15 protein-coding genes are annotated in these 17,257 nt (G+C 42.3%); 5 read left to right on the top strand and 10 right to left on the bottom strand.

Annotated features, from left to right (window positions below):
• Positions 1-42 precede the first annotated feature (42 nt).
• Positions 43-735 (top strand): ComF family protein, encoded by a 693-nt coding sequence (locus DB520_RS03890; protein ID WP_114748308.1) that lies wholly within the window; start codon positions 43-45, stop codon positions 733-735.
• A 156-nt stretch (positions 736-891) separates the two neighbouring features.
• On the opposite strand, the gene DB520_RS03885 is transcribed toward DB520_RS03890, so the two are convergent.
• From DB520_RS03885 to dapF, 4 genes are read right to left on the bottom strand one after another with little or no spacing between them, the layout of a single operon-like run.
• The gene (locus DB520_RS03885; protein WP_114748307.1) at positions 892-2,079 is read right to left on the bottom strand and encodes a M20 metallopeptidase family protein; all 1,188 of its coding nucleotides are present in this window, start codon (positions 2,077-2,079) and stop codon (positions 892-894) included.
• On the bottom strand, positions 2,060-2,611 hold the full coding sequence (locus DB520_RS03880) for a hypothetical protein (RefSeq protein WP_114748306.1): 552 nt from the start codon (positions 2,609-2,611) through the stop codon (positions 2,060-2,062). The genes DB520_RS03885 and DB520_RS03880 overlap by 20 nt, the downstream gene beginning before the upstream one ends.
• Positions 2,612-2,615: 4 nt before the next feature.
• Complete coding sequence (secA, locus tag DB520_RS03875) at positions 2,616-6,005, bottom strand: preprotein translocase subunit SecA (RefSeq protein ID WP_114748305.1); 3,390 nt, start codon at positions 6,003-6,005, stop codon at positions 2,616-2,618.
• Between the two features lie 55 nt (positions 6,006-6,060).
• On the bottom strand, positions 6,061-6,855 hold the full coding sequence (gene dapF / locus DB520_RS03870; protein WP_114748304.1) for a diaminopimelate epimerase: 795 nt from the start codon (positions 6,853-6,855) through the stop codon (positions 6,061-6,063).
• Between the two features lie 348 nt (positions 6,856-7,203).
• Between dapF and DB520_RS03865 the strand changes: the two genes are divergently transcribed.
• Positions 7,204-7,968: a superoxide dismutase gene (locus DB520_RS03865; RefSeq protein ID WP_114748780.1), complete on the top strand. Its 765-nt coding sequence runs from the start codon at positions 7,204-7,206 to the stop codon at positions 7,966-7,968.
• Between the two features lie 37 nt (positions 7,969-8,005).
• Here the strand turns inward: DB520_RS03865 and DB520_RS03860 are convergent, their stop codons facing one another.
• Both DB520_RS03860 and DB520_RS03855 read right to left on the bottom strand, forming a co-directional pair.
• Positions 8,006-9,049: a response regulator gene (locus DB520_RS03860; protein WP_114748303.1), complete on the bottom strand. Its 1,044-nt coding sequence runs from the start codon at positions 9,047-9,049 to the stop codon at positions 8,006-8,008.
• Positions 9,050-9,167: 118 nt separating this feature from the next.
• On the bottom strand, positions 9,168-10,091 hold the full coding sequence (locus DB520_RS03855; protein WP_114748302.1) for an SMP-30/gluconolactonase/LRE family protein: 924 nt from the start codon (positions 10,089-10,091) through the stop codon (positions 9,168-9,170).
• Positions 10,092-10,331: 240 nt separating this feature from the next.
• Here DB520_RS03855 and DB520_RS03850 point away from each other — a divergent pair, with 240 nt between their 5' ends.
• The 3 genes from DB520_RS03850 to DB520_RS03840 all read left to right on the top strand — a co-directional run bounded on the left by DB520_RS03850 (position 10,332) and on the right by DB520_RS03840 (position 13,013).
• Positions 10,332-10,796: a RidA family protein gene (locus tag DB520_RS03850; RefSeq protein WP_114748301.1), complete on the top strand. Its 465-nt coding sequence runs from the start codon at positions 10,332-10,334 to the stop codon at positions 10,794-10,796.
• Between the two features lie 116 nt (positions 10,797-10,912).
• Positions 10,913-11,926: a bile acid:sodium symporter family protein gene (locus tag DB520_RS03845; protein ID WP_114748779.1), complete on the top strand. Its 1,014-nt coding sequence runs from the start codon at positions 10,913-10,915 to the stop codon at positions 11,924-11,926.
• Position 11,927: 1 nt separating this feature from the next.
• Entirely contained in the window at positions 11,928-13,013 is a 1,086-nt protein-coding gene (locus DB520_RS03840) for a bile acid:sodium symporter family protein (RefSeq protein WP_232834823.1), read from the top strand.
• 30 nt (positions 13,014-13,043) lie between these two features.
• Here the strand turns inward: DB520_RS03840 and DB520_RS03835 are convergent, their stop codons facing one another.
• The 4 genes from DB520_RS03835 to nudK form a co-directional block, all read right to left on the bottom strand.
• Positions 13,044-14,396 (bottom strand): FAD-dependent oxidoreductase, encoded by a 1,353-nt coding sequence (locus DB520_RS03835; RefSeq protein ID WP_114748777.1) that lies wholly within the window; start codon positions 14,394-14,396, stop codon positions 13,044-13,046.
• A 28-nt stretch (positions 14,397-14,424) separates the two neighbouring features.
• Entirely contained in the window at positions 14,425-15,717 is a 1,293-nt protein-coding gene (gene kynU, locus DB520_RS03830) for a kynureninase (protein WP_114748300.1), read from the bottom strand.
• Positions 15,718-15,808: 91 nt separating this feature from the next.
• On the bottom strand, positions 15,809-16,321 hold the full coding sequence (locus DB520_RS03825) for a 3-hydroxyanthranilate 3,4-dioxygenase (RefSeq protein WP_114748299.1): 513 nt from the start codon (positions 16,319-16,321) through the stop codon (positions 15,809-15,811).
• 339 nt (positions 16,322-16,660) lie between these two features.
• Positions 16,661-17,242 (bottom strand): GDP-mannose pyrophosphatase NudK, encoded by a 582-nt coding sequence (nudK, locus tag DB520_RS03820; protein WP_114748298.1) that lies wholly within the window; start codon positions 17,240-17,242, stop codon positions 16,661-16,663.
• Positions 17,243-17,257: the final 15 nt, after the last annotated feature.

Below are 17,257 nucleotides of genomic sequence, written 5' to 3'. Positions count from 1 at the left end.
GCAGTTATTGACGGCACAGTAAACTAACAAGCCTTTTTCTGTATGCGTTTCAAAATATGGGAAGATTTTTTGGCACTGGTATTTCCGAATACCTGTTCGATATGTAAAAGAAGTCTCTATCGATTTGAAGATCAAATTTGCAGGTTTTGCGAAATTCAACTTCCTGTGGCCGATTACCACCTGATGCCCTATGAGAATGACCTAAAACAAAAAATAACAGGACTTGCCGAAGTAGGCAGAGTATTGGCATTTTTGCGCTACGCCAAAAGAGGAAGAAGCCAGAAATTGCTTCACCAGCTAAAGTATAAGAACAAACCTAACTTGGGGGTGATGCTTGGAAACCGATATGGGAGATTACTTCTGGAAAACGGGTTTGCCGGGACCTGGGATTATATAATACCCGTACCCTTACATCCCCAAAAGCTTAGAAGAAGGGGCTATAACCAAAGCCAATGTTTCGCTCAAGGGCTAGGGGAGGTATTGGAGGTGGAAATTTCCTTAGGCATATCCAGAAGCAAATATACTGCTACACAAACCAAGAAGACGAGATTAGAAAGATGGGAAAATGTCGAAAGCGTTTTCGAAATCAGCAACGAGGAATTATTCATAGGTAAACGAATATTATTGGTCGATGATGTACTTACCACTGGCGCAACCCTTGCCTCCTGTGCTAATTGTCTGCAAATGGTTTCTCCACAATCTATAGATTTGGCAGTAATTGCTGCGGGAAATTAATTACCGTAGATATTATTTAATATTCCGCAAAGTCGGACCCCCCTTATCTTCCTGAATGTCACCTCGATAGCCTTTATCCTCATGAACAGTTAGTTAATGCCAGGTGGCAAGGCCCCCATAAGTATCTTTATCCGATTTCCTAGTATGTAGGGATTCTCAGTTTTTCAAAGCCTCTAGAGCCAAATGGGCCATCAATCCAGTGCTAACTCCAAGGGCATTCTCATCAATGTCAAATGTGGGTGTATGGACACCCGATGTGATCCCTTTTTCCTCATTTCTGGTTCCCAATCGGTAGAAACAACCATCCATCTCCTGAGTATAATAAGAAAAATCTTCTGCGGCCATCCAGATGTCTAAGTCAACCACATTTTCTTCACCCAAATAATCCTTGGCCGCTTTTGTACTGTTAGAAGTAAGAAGTGGGTCATTTTTCAGAAAAGGATAACCTTTTCTCACTTCAAAATCCACACTGGCGCCCATTCCTTCTGCAATTCCCTTCGCCAAATTTACCATTATCTTATGGGCTTCTTTTCTCCAATCTTCGTCCAAGGTTCTAAAGGTACCTTCCACCAGTACTTCATTAGGAATTACATTAGTCGCTCCGTCTGCGATAATTTTACCAAAAGAGAGAACGGATGGCACTTTAGGGCTGGCTCTCCTGCTTACTACCTGCTGTAGAGCCACAATGATGTGAGAGGTCACTAGCACAGGATCAATTAGCGTTTCGGGCATGGCACCATGCCCGCCTCTACCCTTGATAGTAAGATAGAGCTCGTCCGCACTGGCCATATACATTCCAGAACGGAAACCAACCTTGCCAGCTGGAATTAATGGCATCACATGTTGACCTAGAATTGCGGTAGGTTTTGGGTTTTCCAATGCCTTATCTTTGATCATCATGGATGCACCACCAGGCACGCGTTCTTCCCCAGGCTGAAAAATAAGTTTAATGCTGCCTTCGAAATTATCTTTTAATGCGTGTAAAATTTTGGCAGTTCCCAATAAAGAGGAAGTGTGGACATCATGCCCACAGGCATGCATTACTCCTGCATTCCGGGATTTATAAGGAACAGCATTGGCCTCAACTATTGGCAGGGCATCCATATCTGCCCTTAGGGCTATGACCTTTTTGTCCGGATTTTTACCTTCAATAAGCGCTACTAATCCTGTATTGGCCTTTTTCTCGATTTTTTCTATCCCGGTTTTTTTTAATTGGTCCTCTACAAAAGCTACAGTCTGAAACTCTTCGAAAGACAGTTCAGGGTGCTGATGCAGGTGCCTTCTGTTACGAATTACTTCTTCTTTATATTCCTGGGCCAGATCCTTAATTTTCTGCATTAACATCTTCAATGGTTTCTTCTTGTTCTCGCTCTTTTCGCACTTTTTCTCTTTCAAATCGGTCCTGGATTATTCTGGCCGAAGGAAATTCTTCTTTGATCCTTTCATACCAAGCCAAGGCTTCTATCCTGTTAATATATTTTCCGACTTTCACCAAATACCTTGGCTGTTGGTATTGCATGAAAGTTAAAATATCCTCGTATTCGGTATATAATGTGTTTCTGGTTTTAAAGGCTTCTTCCCTGTCCACCCCACTGTAAACTAAAATAGTAAAGCCAGAAATATAATCGTTCCGCTCCTTTTCTCGAATAAATGACTGGATAGCCTCGTTTAAATCTGCATCCACGGCACTTACTTCCATGACACCGCTTTCTCGCGTGCTGGGCTCGGGTAAATCCTCGAACCTAATTCTACTGCTTTCCAAGTCTTCTGTGTAACCAATGAAACGTTCTGCCCCACCAGTTTTTTTTATGTTTATCAGGCCGCAACCTGAAAACAGGATTAGGAAAGCACCATATATCCATGTTAATTTTCTCATCCTATCAACCTTCTATAACTACACATTTGGCTTCGGCAATATCCTGTTCCACACTTTTGTATTTTACATCCTTTTTCACCTTGCCATCCACATATTTTACGGACACTCGGTCATTTCTCCCATATACCTTTTCAGTCCTTCTGGGTTGCACTGGTTCTCTACTTGCCCTGGCCTGGGCTTGTTGGGCTGCGACTCTTTGTCCCGCGGCTGTACTTCCACCTCCTAAGGTACTGCCGACTTCTTCTTTGGATGCAGTTACCTTAGCATCGTCTCTTCTTTCCTTTTGGGCTGCTTTCACCTGATCCGGATCTTGCTTGGGGAGATCAGATTTGGAGATAAACGTTATGATATCATCATTTAGCTTACCCAAAAAACGTTTGAACATCTCAAATGCCTCAAACTTATAAATCAACAAAGGATCTTTTTGTTCATAGACCGCATTTTGCACGGATTGTTTCAGGTCATCCATGTCCCTTAAATGCTCTTTCCAGTTTTGATCAATAATGGCAAGGGTGACTGTTTTTTCCACTGCCCTAATAAGGTCCCTCCCATCATTCTGAATGGTGGACTCTAAGTTGATCACTACACCTATTTGTTTAATACCGTCTGAAATCGGAACTAGGATTTCTTTGACCGTAGCGCCTCTTTGTTTGTGGACATTTCGAAGAATTGGCATGGCCTTCTCCAATATGCCCTTATTTTTGTTTACATAACTTTCATAGGCCTTATCAAATACCTCCTTGGTCAATGTAGGCAAGTCTTTTTCCTTGAGCTCTGCTTCTGTGATAGGATGGTCAATTCCCAAAGAACTAAAAATGTTCATCCTCAGGTTTTCGACATCCTCTGTAGACTTCGCCATTTCTATAATATCCTCAGAGACATCGTACATGATGTTAAGGATATCCAACTCCAGACGGTCTCCAATCAATGCGTTCTTTCTTCTCTTATAGACTACCTCTCTCTGACTATTCATCACATCGTCATATTCGAGCAGCCTTTTTCTAATACCGAAGTTGTTTTCTTCTACTTTCCTCTGGGCTCTTTCTATGGATTTCGTGATCATGCTGTGCTGAATCACCTCTCCTTGTTCAAGACCCATCCTATCCATCAATTTGGCAATTCTTTCCGAACCAAATAGGCGCATTAGACTATCCTCAAGAGAAACGAAGAATTGCGTAGAACCGGGATCCCCTTGTCTGCCCGATCTACCCCTTAGCTGCCTGTCTACCCTTCTGGATTCATGTCTTTCCGTACCTATGATGGCCAGGCCACCGGCAGCCTTGGATTCAGGAGTCAGTTTGATATCCGTGCCCCTACCGGCCATGTTTGTAGCGATGGTCACCGTTTTCGGCTTACCTGCCTCTGCTACCACATCCGCTTCTTTGGCATGTTGCTTGGCATTTAGCACCTGGTGCTTGATTTTTCTAATGGTAAGCATCCTGCTCAGTAATTCCGAAATCTCAACCGATGTAGTACCAACCAAAACCGGCCTGTTGGCATCTGTGAGTTCGTTGATTTCATCCACTACTGCATTGAATTTCTCCCTTACTGTCTTATAGACCTTATCTTCCCTATCATCACGTTGAATTGGCTTATTGGTCGGAATTACCACCACATCCAACTTATAAATTTCCCAAAACTCCCCGGCTTCCGTTTCGGCTGTACCTGTCATACCTGAAAGTTTGTGGTACATTCGGAAATAATTCTGTAAGGTAATGGTAGCATAGGTTTGTGTGGCATCCTCTACTTTCACGTTTTCCTTGGCTTCAATGGCTTGGTGCAAGCCGTCGGAGTAGCGTCGTCCTTCCATTACCCTTCCGGTCTGTTCGTCCACGATTTTGACTTTGCCATCCACCAGGATATATTCCGTGTCTTTTTCAAACATACAGTAAGCCTTTAATAGCTGGTTTACTGTATGGATACGTTGGGCTTTCACCCCATAGTCTTTTATAATCTCTTCTTTCCTGATTAGCTTTTCCTTCTCATCCACGGTTTCATCCTTCTCCATTTCGGCGATTTCAGTTCCGATATCGGGAAGGATAAAAAAGGTGGTGTCTTCATTTTTCTTGGTGATCACTTCTATCCCATTGTCGGTAAGGTCCACACTATTGGTTTTTTCGTCAATGGTAAATAAAAGGGGTTCATCCGCCTCAGGCAGGTTTCTTTTATTGTCCTGTAGGAAGTAATTTTCGGTCTTTTGCAAAATTACCCTAATGCCGGGTTCGGAAAGATATTTAATTAGCGGCTTATATTTTGGAAGCCCTCTAAACGTACGAAAAAGTGCTAAGCCCCCGTCTTTTTCATTACCCTCCTTGATCAGTTTTTTGGCTTCTGTAAGGTAGCCCTGCACCAGTTTGCGCTGCTCATCTACCAAAGTAGAAACCCTAGGTTTCATGTCATAAAACTCATGTTCATCCCCCTTAGGAATAGGCCCTGAAATGATCAGTGGGGTTCGGGCATCGTCAATTAAAACGGAATCCACCTCATCGATCATGGCGAAATGGTGCTTTCCTTGCACCAGGTCCTTGGCATCCCTGGCCATGTTGTCCCTGAGATAGTCAAAACCAAACTCGTTGTTGGTTCCATAAACTATATCACAGGCATAGGCATTTCTTCTACCAGGGGAATTAGGAGGATATTTATCAATGCAATCGACCTTCAACCCATGGAATTCAAATAAGGGGGCGTTCCACTCAGAATCCCTTTTTGCCAAATAGTCATTGACAGTTACTATATGTACGCCTCTTCCAGAAAGGGCATTCAAAAAGGCAGGGAGGGTGGAAACGAGAGTTTTTCCTTCTCCGGTTGCCATTTCTGCTATCCTACCATTGTGAAGGGCAACCCCACCCAACAACTGCACATCGTAGTGCAGCATGTCCCAGGTAACTTCACTTCCCGCTGCCATCCATTTGTTAGCCCAAGTGGCTTTTTCATCCTCTATGGTAATGTAGCTTTTTACCGCAGCCAATTCCTTATCCTCCAAGCTTGCCGTTACCACCAGTTTATGGTTTTCTTTCAGCCTCCTAGCGGTTTCTTTTACCACAGCAAATGCTCTTGGCAAGACCCTTTCCAAGACTTTTTCAAGCTCTCCATTCCTGTCCTTTTCCACCTTTTCTATTTCTGTAAAAAGGGCATCTTTAGCCTGTACTTTATCCGGGTCCAAGGCATCGATTTGTACTTTTATATCGAGAATTTTATCATCAAAAACTTTAAGCTCCGTATCAATTATGGAACGGATATCCCTTGTTTGATCCCTCAGTTCATCATCTGAAAGACCGGATAGTTTGGCATACTCTTGTTTGATATTTTCCACGATGGGCATCAGTTGTTTGATGTCCCTATCTGATTTTGTGCCGAAGACCTTTGCTAGTCCTTTTGCAATCAGTTCTATCATATATGAATTCTTTTCCTATTGTCTTACTTACTATAATTCCATGCCATTTTTGAATTTATGCGATAGACATGGCCATTTTTTCTAAATTAACTTTTCCCGAGAAGACCTGTTCAGCAGGACCAATAAGCCAGATATCCTTGTAGCTGCCGTTTCCCTGCGGTTGGAAGGTTACTTTCAGTGTTCCCCCAAGGGTACCAATCCTTACTGTGTTGCTTTTGAAAAGCGAACCATGAACCAAAGCGCAGGCAGTTACCCCAGTCCCACAGGAAAAAGTTTCGTCTTCTACCCCTCTTTCGTAGGTTCTTACCATAATTTCCGCTTCATTTTTTCTCTCTACAAAATTTACGTTTGTGCCTAGTGGATAGTCTTCACTATATCGGATTTTCGATCCTTCTACCACTACGGGGTAATTGTCCACTTTGTCCACAAACCTAATATGATGAGGCGAACCAGTATCGACATACCATTCCTCGCCTTTTGGAAGCAAATGACCTACATCGCCCATTTTTAGTTCTACTAATCCATTACGGATAATGCCTTGATGGGGGCCATCAATGGCTAAGAAGTGTGCTTGACCTTTGAAAATGCCCAAAAAGGATGCAAAAGCCAAGGCACATCGCGCCCCATTGCCACACATACTTTGTGAACCATCTGCATTGAAATAATGCATATGGAAATCATAGCCTTCGTGATTGCGTAGCAGAATGATTCCATCCGCTCCAATCCCAAACCTTCGATGGCATAATTTTCTTATCCAGGAAACGTCTCCGATATCCAGTGAAGAGGACCTGTCGTCTATCATGACGAAATCATTACCTGTACCTTGGTATTTGTAAAACTCAACTATCATACCTGTGTTGTCCAATATTCCCTAAACCGAACAGTATAAGAGGGAATCGAATGCTTTTGGCAAATCGAAATACAAAAATAAGGAACTTGAAGGAATTATCGGGGTTTACAGAAATTAATACCTATTTATCCACAGGATATCGATGGTGTAACCTAAGGCACAAAGTTTGTGGATTTATGAATTCGGAAAATATCCATTGAATTGGGAGGTTCTGGTAATTAAGAAAAACAATTTAGGGATTAATTCTATTGTGATTACTTCCTATTAGCAATTATTTGGTTAATTTAGCAAAAGACCTTAAACCTACCAATTTCACAAATTGAACCATACTAAATAAAAGCCATGAAAATGAAAAATACTTCTTTTGATCCCTCAAGAAGATCCTTTCTGTCTCACAGTACCAAGGTATCGCTTAGCCTTGGTCTAGGAGCTGGAATAGTCGGAACATCGCTTTTTTCCAGTTGCGGTCCGGCGCAGGAGTCTGGCAAGGCAAAGCTGTCAACGGGTTTTAGCCAGTCTGATTTACCCTATGACTACAGTGCCTTAGAACCACACATCGATGCGATGACGATGGAAATTCACTACTCAAAGCATGCAGCGGCCTATGCAAATAATTCCAAGGAAGCAGCCGGGGAGGAGGATGTAGATACTGAGAAGCCTTTGGAAGAAGTTTTGGCCAATATTTCTAACTATTCCACAAAAATGAGAAATAATGCTGGAGGGCATTATAACCATGAGCTGTTTTGGAAAATCATGTCTCCTGATGGGGGAGGAAACCCTACAGGCTCTTTGGCTGAGGCAATTAACGATGACTTTGGGAATTTCCAATCTTTTGTTGAGGCTTTCGAAAATGAAGGCATGACCCGTTTTGGCTCTGGATGGGCATGGTTGGTCTTGGATAATGGTTCTTTGAAAGTGGGCTCCACGCCAAACCAAGATAACCCTTTGATGGACGTATCTGATTTTAAAGGGCAACCCCTAATGGGGATTGATGTTTGGGAACATGCCTATTACCTCCACTATCAAAATGAGAGAGGAAAATATATCTCAAATTGGTGGAACGTAGTAGATTGGTCAAAAGTGAGTGAAAGATATGAAGCCCTAAAAGGGTGATTAAAAACCATCTAATGATAGCCTGTAAATTGAATATTTACAGGTTTTTTTTTGGACCTGATTTTCGGCTCTTCTCCACTTCGATGTTGTCAGTCTTGCTTACAATTTTGCGAATTACCTGATCCAGTTCCTTGGCGGACTTTATAATTAGGTTTTTAACTTCTTTAGCACCTAATTCTTTTTCGAGGTCCTCCAAAGACTGAACGAGACCCATCAGCCTTGACAAAGGGGCACGCACAATGTGTGACTGGGTCCAAGCAATCTCCTGAAGCTTATTGTTTTGATCCTCAATTGCTTTCACATATCGCATACGGTCTGTGATGTCAGTGGCAAGGACAATTTTTGCACTTTTACCCAAATATTCAATGTGGTTTCCCTTTAAATCGACCTGAATTACCTCCCCATTTTTTTTCCTATGCTGGTAGATTTTGTCAAGGGGAAAAGGCCTTTCTTCCCCATTTTTATGTGGATATGTGGGTTTTAATACTACATCTGATTCCCTTGGGTTCAATTCATCCATCGTCATAATAAGGAACTCTTCCTTGGTATAGCCATAATGTTGAATGGCGGCCTCGTTGACGTCCAGGATTTTATTTGCCTCCAGGCAATGTAAAAACATGGGCTGGGGGCTTAGGTGAAACAACTCCTTATACCTTTTTTCAGATTCCAGAAGCTGGTCTGAGGCCTGCTTCCTCCCAATGCTATATAGTATACTTTTATAGAGTGTGGTCGGTGTCATTTCATCCTTCAGGAGGTAATCCGAAACCCCATATGCCAAAGACTTCGCCCCAAACTCTAAATCTGTGTATCCGGTTAAAACAATTAGACAACTATCCTTACAGAGGTTGCACATTTCACGGATCAGGTTTTCTCCGTGGTTATCCGGTAAAGTAAGGTCTAACACTATGACATCAAATTCAATCCCTTTTTTCGACAAGGCAATTTTAGCATCCTCAAAGGTGGTGGCAAAATCTAAGACAGGCGATTCTATAGCCTCATGAAGGTATTCTTCAATAAGTATCGAATCACCTTCATTGTCTTCTACCACCAATATCTTGTATGTGGAATGTGGATTGGCCATGGTTGTTAACTGTTACACCAAAAGAATATTCAGAAATTATTTGCCAACATTAATTTACTGAGATTTTATCTTCAATATAAAACAAATAAAATCTGTTCACTATACTTATTTGGAGAATTTACTTAAATTCCCTTCCTGCATCTTCCACATAAAAAGCATCAATATTACCATTATCCTGTAAAGTAACGTAAGCTTTTTTACCATCTTTGCCTCCAAAGGCTATGTTTGAGGGCAGTTTTCCGGAAACCTCAATTTCTTCCAATATTTCCCCTTCAGGAGAAATTTTAACCACGGTCCCTTTTCCATGTCGGGTAATGTAAAGGTTGCCCTTGGTGTCCACGCGCATGCCGTCCATACCATAATCCTCGAATTGGTGAAGCAGTCTCTTATTACTTATTTCCCCAGCATCGGTAAGGTCGTAGGCCCAAACATTCCGTTGCTGGCTTTCATTCACATAGAGTGTTTGGTTATCCGGGCTTACCTCAATACCATTGGTGGTACCCATATCTGTTTCTAAACGCACAAAATTTCCGTCAAGACCTATTCGCCAAATTTGTCCCTTGCTATTTGTCCAATCAGGGTCACTTGCAAACAATATATCGTTGTCCATAATCGCCAGGTCATTGGGTTGGTTTAGGCTTGGATCGTGTGCAAATACTGAAATTTCCTTACTATCCATATCCACTTTTAAAACGTTGTGGCCAATGTAATCGGCAATCAGCATGTTCCCTTTACTATCAAAACGGATTCCATTACCAATGCTACCCTCTGGCAACGTTACGAATAAAGTAACCTCCCCTTCTGGACTTACCTTTCCAATCGTGCCCTCCTCAAAAACATTTACAACATACAAATTCCCATGCTTGTCAACTGCAGGACCCTCAATACCGGAGGTAAATTCCTCTCCGGTAGTGAATGGAAAGCTTTTGTAGTAGCTACTATCTTGGTTAGATTGGCTCATTTCTTTGTTTTTTGTGGGTTGACACGCTACAAAGCCCATCATTAGGACACCGTAAAGGGAGATAAATTCTATTTTAGCCATGGAATACTAAGACATAAAATAACAAGAAAGCCTAACCAAATAAAATTTAAGGGAAAAGACAAAGCTTTCGTTAAAATTAATGCTTCTAAATTAAAAAATTCCAAAATCCTGGACAGGATGTCATCAATTGCTTCCGATAGAAAGGAAATTTGATGACTGTCTCCTAAATGGTTTGCACATTCATAAAGAAAGCCATAAATTCAACGGATTTAATTCTAATCAGTAAAAAACAACACGTACATGAAAAAGCTTGAAAGAAGAAGTACCATAAAAAAGCTATTCACCTCATTGGCAGGTTTTGCAGGCATAAGTTTGGTGGCTAAAGCAGATAATATTGGGGAGTCTGGCGACAAAGAAGTGTTCAATGTAACCGAAGAGCAGGATGTTCCCCTCTTTTCTGGATCCACAAAGTTGAACAACATGGTGTTTGTTGCTGGCAAAGGAGCCCACTTTGACGGCGATATCAAAGACCACACGGATCATGTGCTCAAAGAATTGGAAAAGGAACTTAAAAAAGCAGGTTCATCCATGGAAAAAGTTCTCAAAGTAAATGTCTATCTCCATGACCTAAATGATTATAAAGGAATGAATGAGGTTTACAAAGGGAGATTCGGCTCAAAACCCCCCGTGAGAACTACAGTGGCAACCTATGGCGGGGTTCCCGGGGATTCCTTAGTCGAAATGGATTGTATTGCCTATATTTAATTAAATACTGACTTTTCTTATCACCTAAAACCTAAACCCAGATCACCTTGAAGAATCAAAACCTGTATCGGGCTTTTATTATTCTGGCCCTTTTGTCCTTTTTAGTGTATTTAGTAATGTTATTTTTGGGAAAAGCCGAGGACGGAGGCCCCTTCTTGATAATTTTCTTTGCGTGTTTGGGTATAGGCTTTAGGGGATTTGAACGGCTGAAAGGATTCACTTACACCATGATGATTTTTTCTGGTGTGTGTGCGGCGATGTACTATCCAGCCACCTTTGTCTCTTACGGAGATTATGAATTCAGCAATTTGATAACCCCATTGATACAAATTATCATGTTTGGAATGGGAACTTCCATGTCCATTAAGGATTTTGTGGGAGTGGCAAAAATGCCAAAGGGGGTATTTATTGGTTTGCTTTGTCAGTTTACCATCATGCCTCTCTTGGGGTTTACCATAGCAACCTTAAGCCCATTTACGTCTGAAATTGCCGCAGGCATTATCTTGATAGGTTGCACACCAAGTGGCCTTGCTTCGAATGTGATGAGCTTTTTGGCCAAGGCCAATCTGGCACTATCCATTACTATTACTGCAATTGCCACCTTACTTGCCCCTTTTACCACCCCTCTGTTGATGAAATTCCTTGCTGGGGAGTTTATTGCCATCGATGTGTTGGATATGATGTGGAGTATTATCAAAATGGTGATAATACCCATAGGGGGAGGTTTGTTGTTTAATCGGTTCTTGAGTGGTAAGGCCAAATGGTTGGACGATGCCATGCCCCTCGTTTCCATGATTGGTATAGGGGTTATCATTACTATCATTACCGCTGCTGGAAGGGATTCTCTTTTAGAAATAGGCTTGTTGTTGATTTTCTTGGTGCTCATTCATAATCTTTGTGGCTATAATTTTGGGTATTGGATAAGCCGAGGACTTGGGCTATCAGAAAGGGATGCCAGAACTGTTGCTCTGGAAGTGGGAATGCAAAACGGGGGTTTGGCCTCCGGACTTGCCAAGGAAATGGGAAAAATCGCAACAGTGGGATTGGCACCTGCGGTTTTCGGCCCACTAATGAATATAACGGGATCTATTCTTGCCAGCTACTGGCATAGGAAACCACCCAAAGACTGATGTGCTAGCTAAAAAATATTTGCAAGGTCTTCTCGTTTTCTTGGCCTTGCTTGCTTTTTTTTATTCTCTGTTTGTTTGGTTTGGTAATAAGAATGGATATGCCGGAGTGGTGATGCTATGTGGCATTGTAGCATTGTTTTTGGCATTGCTTTTAACAGCTAAGTTCAACACCTATTTATATACTCTCCTCATTCTGGGGTTTGCTTTAGCGGCACTTCTGTTTCCTGATCTTTTTACCTCTTTGGGTCCTTATGAGCTTACGCCACTCATCACCCCTTTGATTCAATTTGTGATGTTTGGTATGGGTTGCACCCTTACCATTAGGGATTTCTTGGCTATAGCAAAATCCCCCAAAGGTGTTTTCTTGGGCTTAGGCTGCCAATTGACCATAATGCCAATTACCGGTGCAATTTTGGCTTACCTAAGTAATTTACCTACCGAAGTGGCCGCCGGAATTATTTTGGTAGGCTGCTCTCCAAGTGGTGTTGCCTCAAATGTGCTCAGCTATTTGGCAAAAGCCAACTTAGCATTGTCCGTATCTATCACATCCTTGTCCACAGTATTGGCACCTTTCGTAACCCCTTTATTGATGAGATACCTGGCAGGGTCAATGGTGGAGATTGCCCTTCTTGACATGATGTGGAATATTGCAAAAATGGTGTTGATACCAATAGTTGCAGGCCTTATAGTAAATTATGTGTTGGAAGAGAGAGCAAAATCCCTACATCGAATTTTGCCACTCCTTTCCATGATTACCGTGGCGTTAGTCATTGCGATTATCACAGCCTCAGGTAAACCACAATTGGTAGAAATGGGTTGGGTACTTTTGGCAATGGTGCTCCTGCATAATATTTTAGGTTTGATACTTGGATACGGAGCGGGCAAACTTTTAGGGATGAACGAGGAGGATTGTAGGACCATTTCCATTGAAGTAGGGTCCCAAAATGGGGGAATGGCCGGAGCTTTGGCTGGCACAATGGGTAAAATAAGCACCATGGGGTTAGCCCCAGCGATCTTTAGTGTAGTCATGAACATTACCGGCTCACTCTTGGCGTCCTTCTGGCAGGCAAGGCCACCTTTGAAATGAGCTATCTAATGTTTAAGGTCGTAACCTCCTTTAAACAGCCTTGGCGGTTTCCACTTTGTTCAGGATTTCATGATAGTCCAGATTTTCCCAATTTTGGGTGATAAATGGCTCTTTCATTACCTTTTCCATCACTTGGTCCTGAATTTTGCCAATGGCGTATGCCTCAGAATATTTGATATCGGAAAAGGTAATCATACTATATAGTGGTACCCATTCCTGTGGAAACAACTCATGTAACTTGGCCTCTATTTTCTTTCTCACCAAGAACCTGGGGTCGGCCACATTTTCACTCATTTCCACAAAATTGTTCATAGCCAACTGACAAATGGCATCAGTGTCTGGTTTCCTTCCTTTCTGAAACTTCTCAAATACCAAATCCCAAGAAAAGGTACCGTATTTGCCAATGAGGTTATCCAAGATGGAACAATCCTCAAAGCCACAATTCATACCCTGTCCATAGAAGGGAACCATTGCATGAGCGGCATCTCCAATGAGCAGGCAATGATTTACCGTCCAAGGATAGCACTCGGTATTAATTAAAGCAGAGGTAGGGTTATCCAAGAATTCCTGATCCAGATTGGGCATCAAGTGGTAGGCATCATTGAAGTAGGTTTTGAAAATGTTTTTTACATCTTCTTTGTCCCTAATTTTGTCGAAGCACACTTTGTAATCCTCAAATGGCAGAAAAAGGGTACAGGTAAAAGATTTGTCCGTATTGGGCAAGGCGATAAGCATAAATTTCCCTCTTGGCCAAATATGAAGGGCATTGGGATCCATGGCAAATTCCCCATCGGAAGTTGGCGGAATGGTAAGTTCCTTATAGCCATGGGAAATGTATTCCTGCTTAAAGTTAAACCTACTTTGCCTTTGCATGGCATTTCTTAAGGAAGAAAAGGCTCCGTCAGCTCCGAAAATAATAGCTGACTCTTGAATTTTTTGCTCTTGGTCAGGCAAGGAAAAGGTGATTTTATTTTGATGCACGTCTACGTTTTCCACCTTATGCTCAAAGGCCAACTTAACTCCAGATTTTTCTGCAGCATCCAGAAGAATCCCATTTAGGGTATTTCTGGAGATAGAATAGATGGCTTCCTTTTCCTTTCCATAGGGTTGGCAGTAAGTCGTTCCATGTTCATCATGGATACGCCGTCCGTACATCGGAATGGTATATGGAGCTACGGCATCTTTTAGTCCAGCTTTTTCCAAGGCCTTCCACCCTCTATAACTAAGCGCCATATTTATGGATCTACCATGAGAATGTGGACTGGACACTCTCCAATCTTTGCGCTTTTCAAAGATGGTAACATCCAGCCCTCTGTTCTTTAAGTAAACGCCGAGCAAGGAACCTATTAGGCCTGCCCCTAGAATGCTAATTGGTTGGTTCATGGTTTGATTTTTTGCGGTTTGATTCCAATTATTTTTCAACAAATTTGCGAAAGGAATTTTCTAATATTTTCCCGAATTTATATATATCGGTAAAATTGTTATACAAAGGGCAGGGAGCGATTCTGATGACGTTTGGATTTCTCCAATCTGCAACAACCCCTTGTTCGGTCCATTGGTCAAAGACCTTCTTTCCCCCTTGATGGATAAATAGAGACAGTTGAGCCCCCCTTTCTGTTGGTTTTGAAGGGGTTATAACCTGAAGCGTGGACTGATCCTTACTTATTTTCTGAATTAAAAACTCCAAATACCCAGTTAATAGTTCACTTTTGCTCCTTAACCTATTCATGCCTGCTTCTTGGAAAATATCCAAAGAGGCTTGAAGAGCAGCAAGCCCAAGCACATGGTCATTGGACAAAAGCCAGCCGTCTGCACCAGGCATAGCCTTAAAGGTACCTTCCATTAAGAACCTTCTATCCTCATCGTGTCCCCACCAACCCGTAAACCTTGGTCCTTGAAAATCATGCCCATGCCTTTCATGCACAAAAATGCCCGAAACGTTTCCGGGGCCCGCATTCAGGTACTTGTAACTACACCAGGTTGCAAAGTCCACATTCCACTTATGCAGTTCTAAGGGCACGTTGCCAATGGCATGAGCAAGGTCAAACCCCACCGGTATCTCCTTAGCACGGGCACAGGCACTGATCTGCTCCAAGTCAAACCATTGGCCAGTATAATATTGAACTCCCGCCATCATTACCAAGGCCAGTTCATGGGAGTGCATTTCGATTTTGTTCAGGATATCCTCTGTCCTAAGAACATGTTCCCCTTTTCTTGGGTGTAGCTCTATTAGGGCTTCGGCAGGGTCGAAGCCATGAAACTTGGCCTGGGAAGCAAGGATATATTGGTCAGAGGGAAAAGCCCCGGCTTCAGTAAGGATCTTATACTTTCCTGGTTTTGGCCTATAAAAAGAAACCATAAGCAGGTGCAAGTTGCTGCTAAGGTTATTCATGGGCGTAACTTCATCCGGGTTTGCACCCAGTAGCATGGACAGAGCAGGCTTTGCTGGTTTCCTAGCAAATACCCAGGGGTTTTCGCCCTCAAAATGCCCCCTTACCCCTTTTTGTGCCCAAGCCTCCAGTTCGGCGGCCACATAGCTGGAGACGGTTTTGGGTTGTAGGCCCAGGGAATTCCCACAGAGATAAAGGCATTCTTTTCCTTTCAAAGTAGGTAGATGAAACTTATCCCTGAAACCCACCAACGGATCAGAAATGTCCATTTCTTCGGCAAAGATCTGGGAGAACTCAAAGGGTGTGTCAGGCATATGGAGCGTCTTTCGGGGGCAAATATACTGATCCCCATAAAAAAACTTACTTCAGCATTATTTAGTTTTGCTCTTTATAAAAATGGGTCGTTTATCTTGTCATAACAGTGCCACATCTGCCACATTTAGTATTTGAGGGATTGTTCCAAAACCGCTCCATTATGGGAGGAAGTTGGTTGACGATATCGTTGATTTCTTCGTACTCCTCGTAGAGTTTGTTTCCGCAATTTTCACAATGCCAAATAAACCCATCTTTTTCCCCAGGCTTCCGGTACCGCTCAACTACCAAACCTACGGTATTGGCGGGACGACGCGGACTGTGGGGTACCTTGGGAGGCAAAAGGAAAACTTCTCCTTCCCGTATAGGAATGTCCTTGATTTCTCCCTCCTCTACTATTTTTAGGGTAATATCTCCTTCTACCTGATAAAAAAATTCCTCGCCTTCATTGTAGTGAAAATCCTTGCGGGCATTGGGGCCTCCCACCACCATTATGATGAAGTCCTTATTCTCTTTATACATTTGTTGATTTCCAACAGGAGGCTTCAAAAGATGACGGTTATCGGCTATCCATTTCGTGAAATTGAGGGGTTGGGCTACTGGCATGATGTACAATTTTGGAATTGCCTAAATTATGAAATTGAAGTTTAAAAAAAAAAGATTTACAATAAACTCAAATAATGTGTCGGTAGTAAAAATAAAAAGGGGCCTTGAGTTTTATTATCCAGATACCCTTAGCAGTACTTTACAATAGTGCTAGGTTATTCTTCAATTTCAAGGAGTATTTGATCTAATATAACAATCTCCCCTTTTTGGGTGGCTACATTTAATAGGGTATCGCCTAAATATGGGCTTCCCTCCTATCATCTTGCGCATTGCAGTCCATGAAAAAAAGCATCAAACATGAAGATTGGGTGAAATTAAAAAATAAATTCTGAAAAAATGTTAGTTGGTAACCATTTTTAATCGAAGGTGTTGTAGCAACAAAATCGTTTTGGCATCCTTAATTTCCCCAGTTTGGATCATTTTCATAGCCCTCTCTAATGGGATTTCTAGTACTTCGATGTTTTCGTGTTCATCTTTTAGTCCTCCTCCCTCTTCTATTTTCTGCTTTTCGGAATAGGTCCCAATAAAGAAGTGGAGGATTTCGGTAACGGCACCGGGGGACATGTAAGCTTCAAGCACCTTTTCCATTTTGTCCACCTGATAACCGGTTTCTTCTACACTTTCCCTCCGGGCACATGCTTCAGGATTGTCCTCGTCCAACATTCCTGCACACACCTCCACCATCATTCCGTCAGGGTTACCGTTGATAAAGGTGGGCATGCGAAACTGTCGGGTAAGGATGACTGTCATATTTTGGGGATGGTACAGGAGAATGGCGGCACCATTACCCCGATCAAAGGCTTCTCTGGTTTGCACTTGTTTTTCGCCATTCGGCAAATGGTACTCGAAGGTGATTTTTCTTAGGGTATAAAAATGGTCGGAAAGTATTTCATTTTCAAGGATAATGACACGATGCTTCATTTTTTGCTAAGATTT

Source organism: Pleomorphovibrio marinus, from assembly GCF_003347495.1.
Lineage (GTDB): Bacteria > Bacteroidota > Bacteroidia > Cytophagales > Cyclobacteriaceae > Pleomorphovibrio > Pleomorphovibrio marinus.
This window is presented reverse-complemented; position numbering and strand designations above follow the sequence as displayed.

Bases quoted from the DNA above. Each gene is read 5' to 3' on its own strand.
- DB520_RS03885 (WP_114748307.1), bottom strand. From the start codon at position 2,079: ATGTTAATGCAGAAAATTAAGGATCTGGCCCAGGAATATAAAGAAGAA.
- DB520_RS03865 (WP_114748780.1), top strand. From the start codon at position 7,204: ATGAAAAATACTTCTTTTGATCCCTCAAGAAGATCCTTTCTGTCTCAC.
- DB520_RS03835 (WP_114748777.1), bottom strand. From the start codon at position 14,396: ATGAACCAACCAATTAGCATTCTAGGGGCAGGCCTAATAGGTTCCTTG.
- DB520_RS03880 (WP_114748306.1), bottom strand. From the start codon at position 2,611: ATGAGAAAATTAACATGGATATATGGTGCTTTCCTAATCCTGTTTTCA.
- dapF (WP_114748304.1), bottom strand. From the start codon at position 6,855: ATGATAGTTGAGTTTTACAAATACCAAGGTACAGGTAATGATTTCGTC.
- DB520_RS03825 (WP_114748299.1), bottom strand. From the start codon at position 16,321: ATGCCAGTAGCCCAACCCCTCAATTTCACGAAATGGATAGCCGATAAC.
- DB520_RS03855 (WP_114748302.1), bottom strand. From the start codon at position 10,091: ATGGCTAAAATAGAATTTATCTCCCTTTACGGTGTCCTAATGATGGGC.
- DB520_RS03850 (WP_114748301.1), top strand. From the start codon at position 10,332: ATGAAAAAGCTTGAAAGAAGAAGTACCATAAAAAAGCTATTCACCTCA.
- kynU (WP_114748300.1), bottom strand. From the start codon at position 15,717: ATGCCTGACACACCCTTTGAGTTCTCCCAGATCTTTGCCGAAGAAATG.
- DB520_RS03860 (WP_114748303.1), bottom strand. From the start codon at position 9,049: ATGGCCAATCCACATTCCACATACAAGATATTGGTGGTAGAAGACAAT.
- nudK (WP_114748298.1), bottom strand. From the start codon at position 17,242: ATGAAGCATCGTGTCATTATCCTTGAAAATGAAATACTTTCCGACCAT.
- secA (WP_114748305.1), bottom strand. From the start codon at position 6,005: ATGATAGAACTGATTGCAAAAGGACTAGCAAAGGTCTTCGGCACAAAA.
- DB520_RS03845 (WP_114748779.1), top strand. From the start codon at position 10,913: ATGTTATTTTTGGGAAAAGCCGAGGACGGAGGCCCCTTCTTGATAATT.
- DB520_RS03890 (WP_114748308.1), top strand. From the start codon at position 43: ATGCGTTTCAAAATATGGGAAGATTTTTTGGCACTGGTATTTCCGAAT.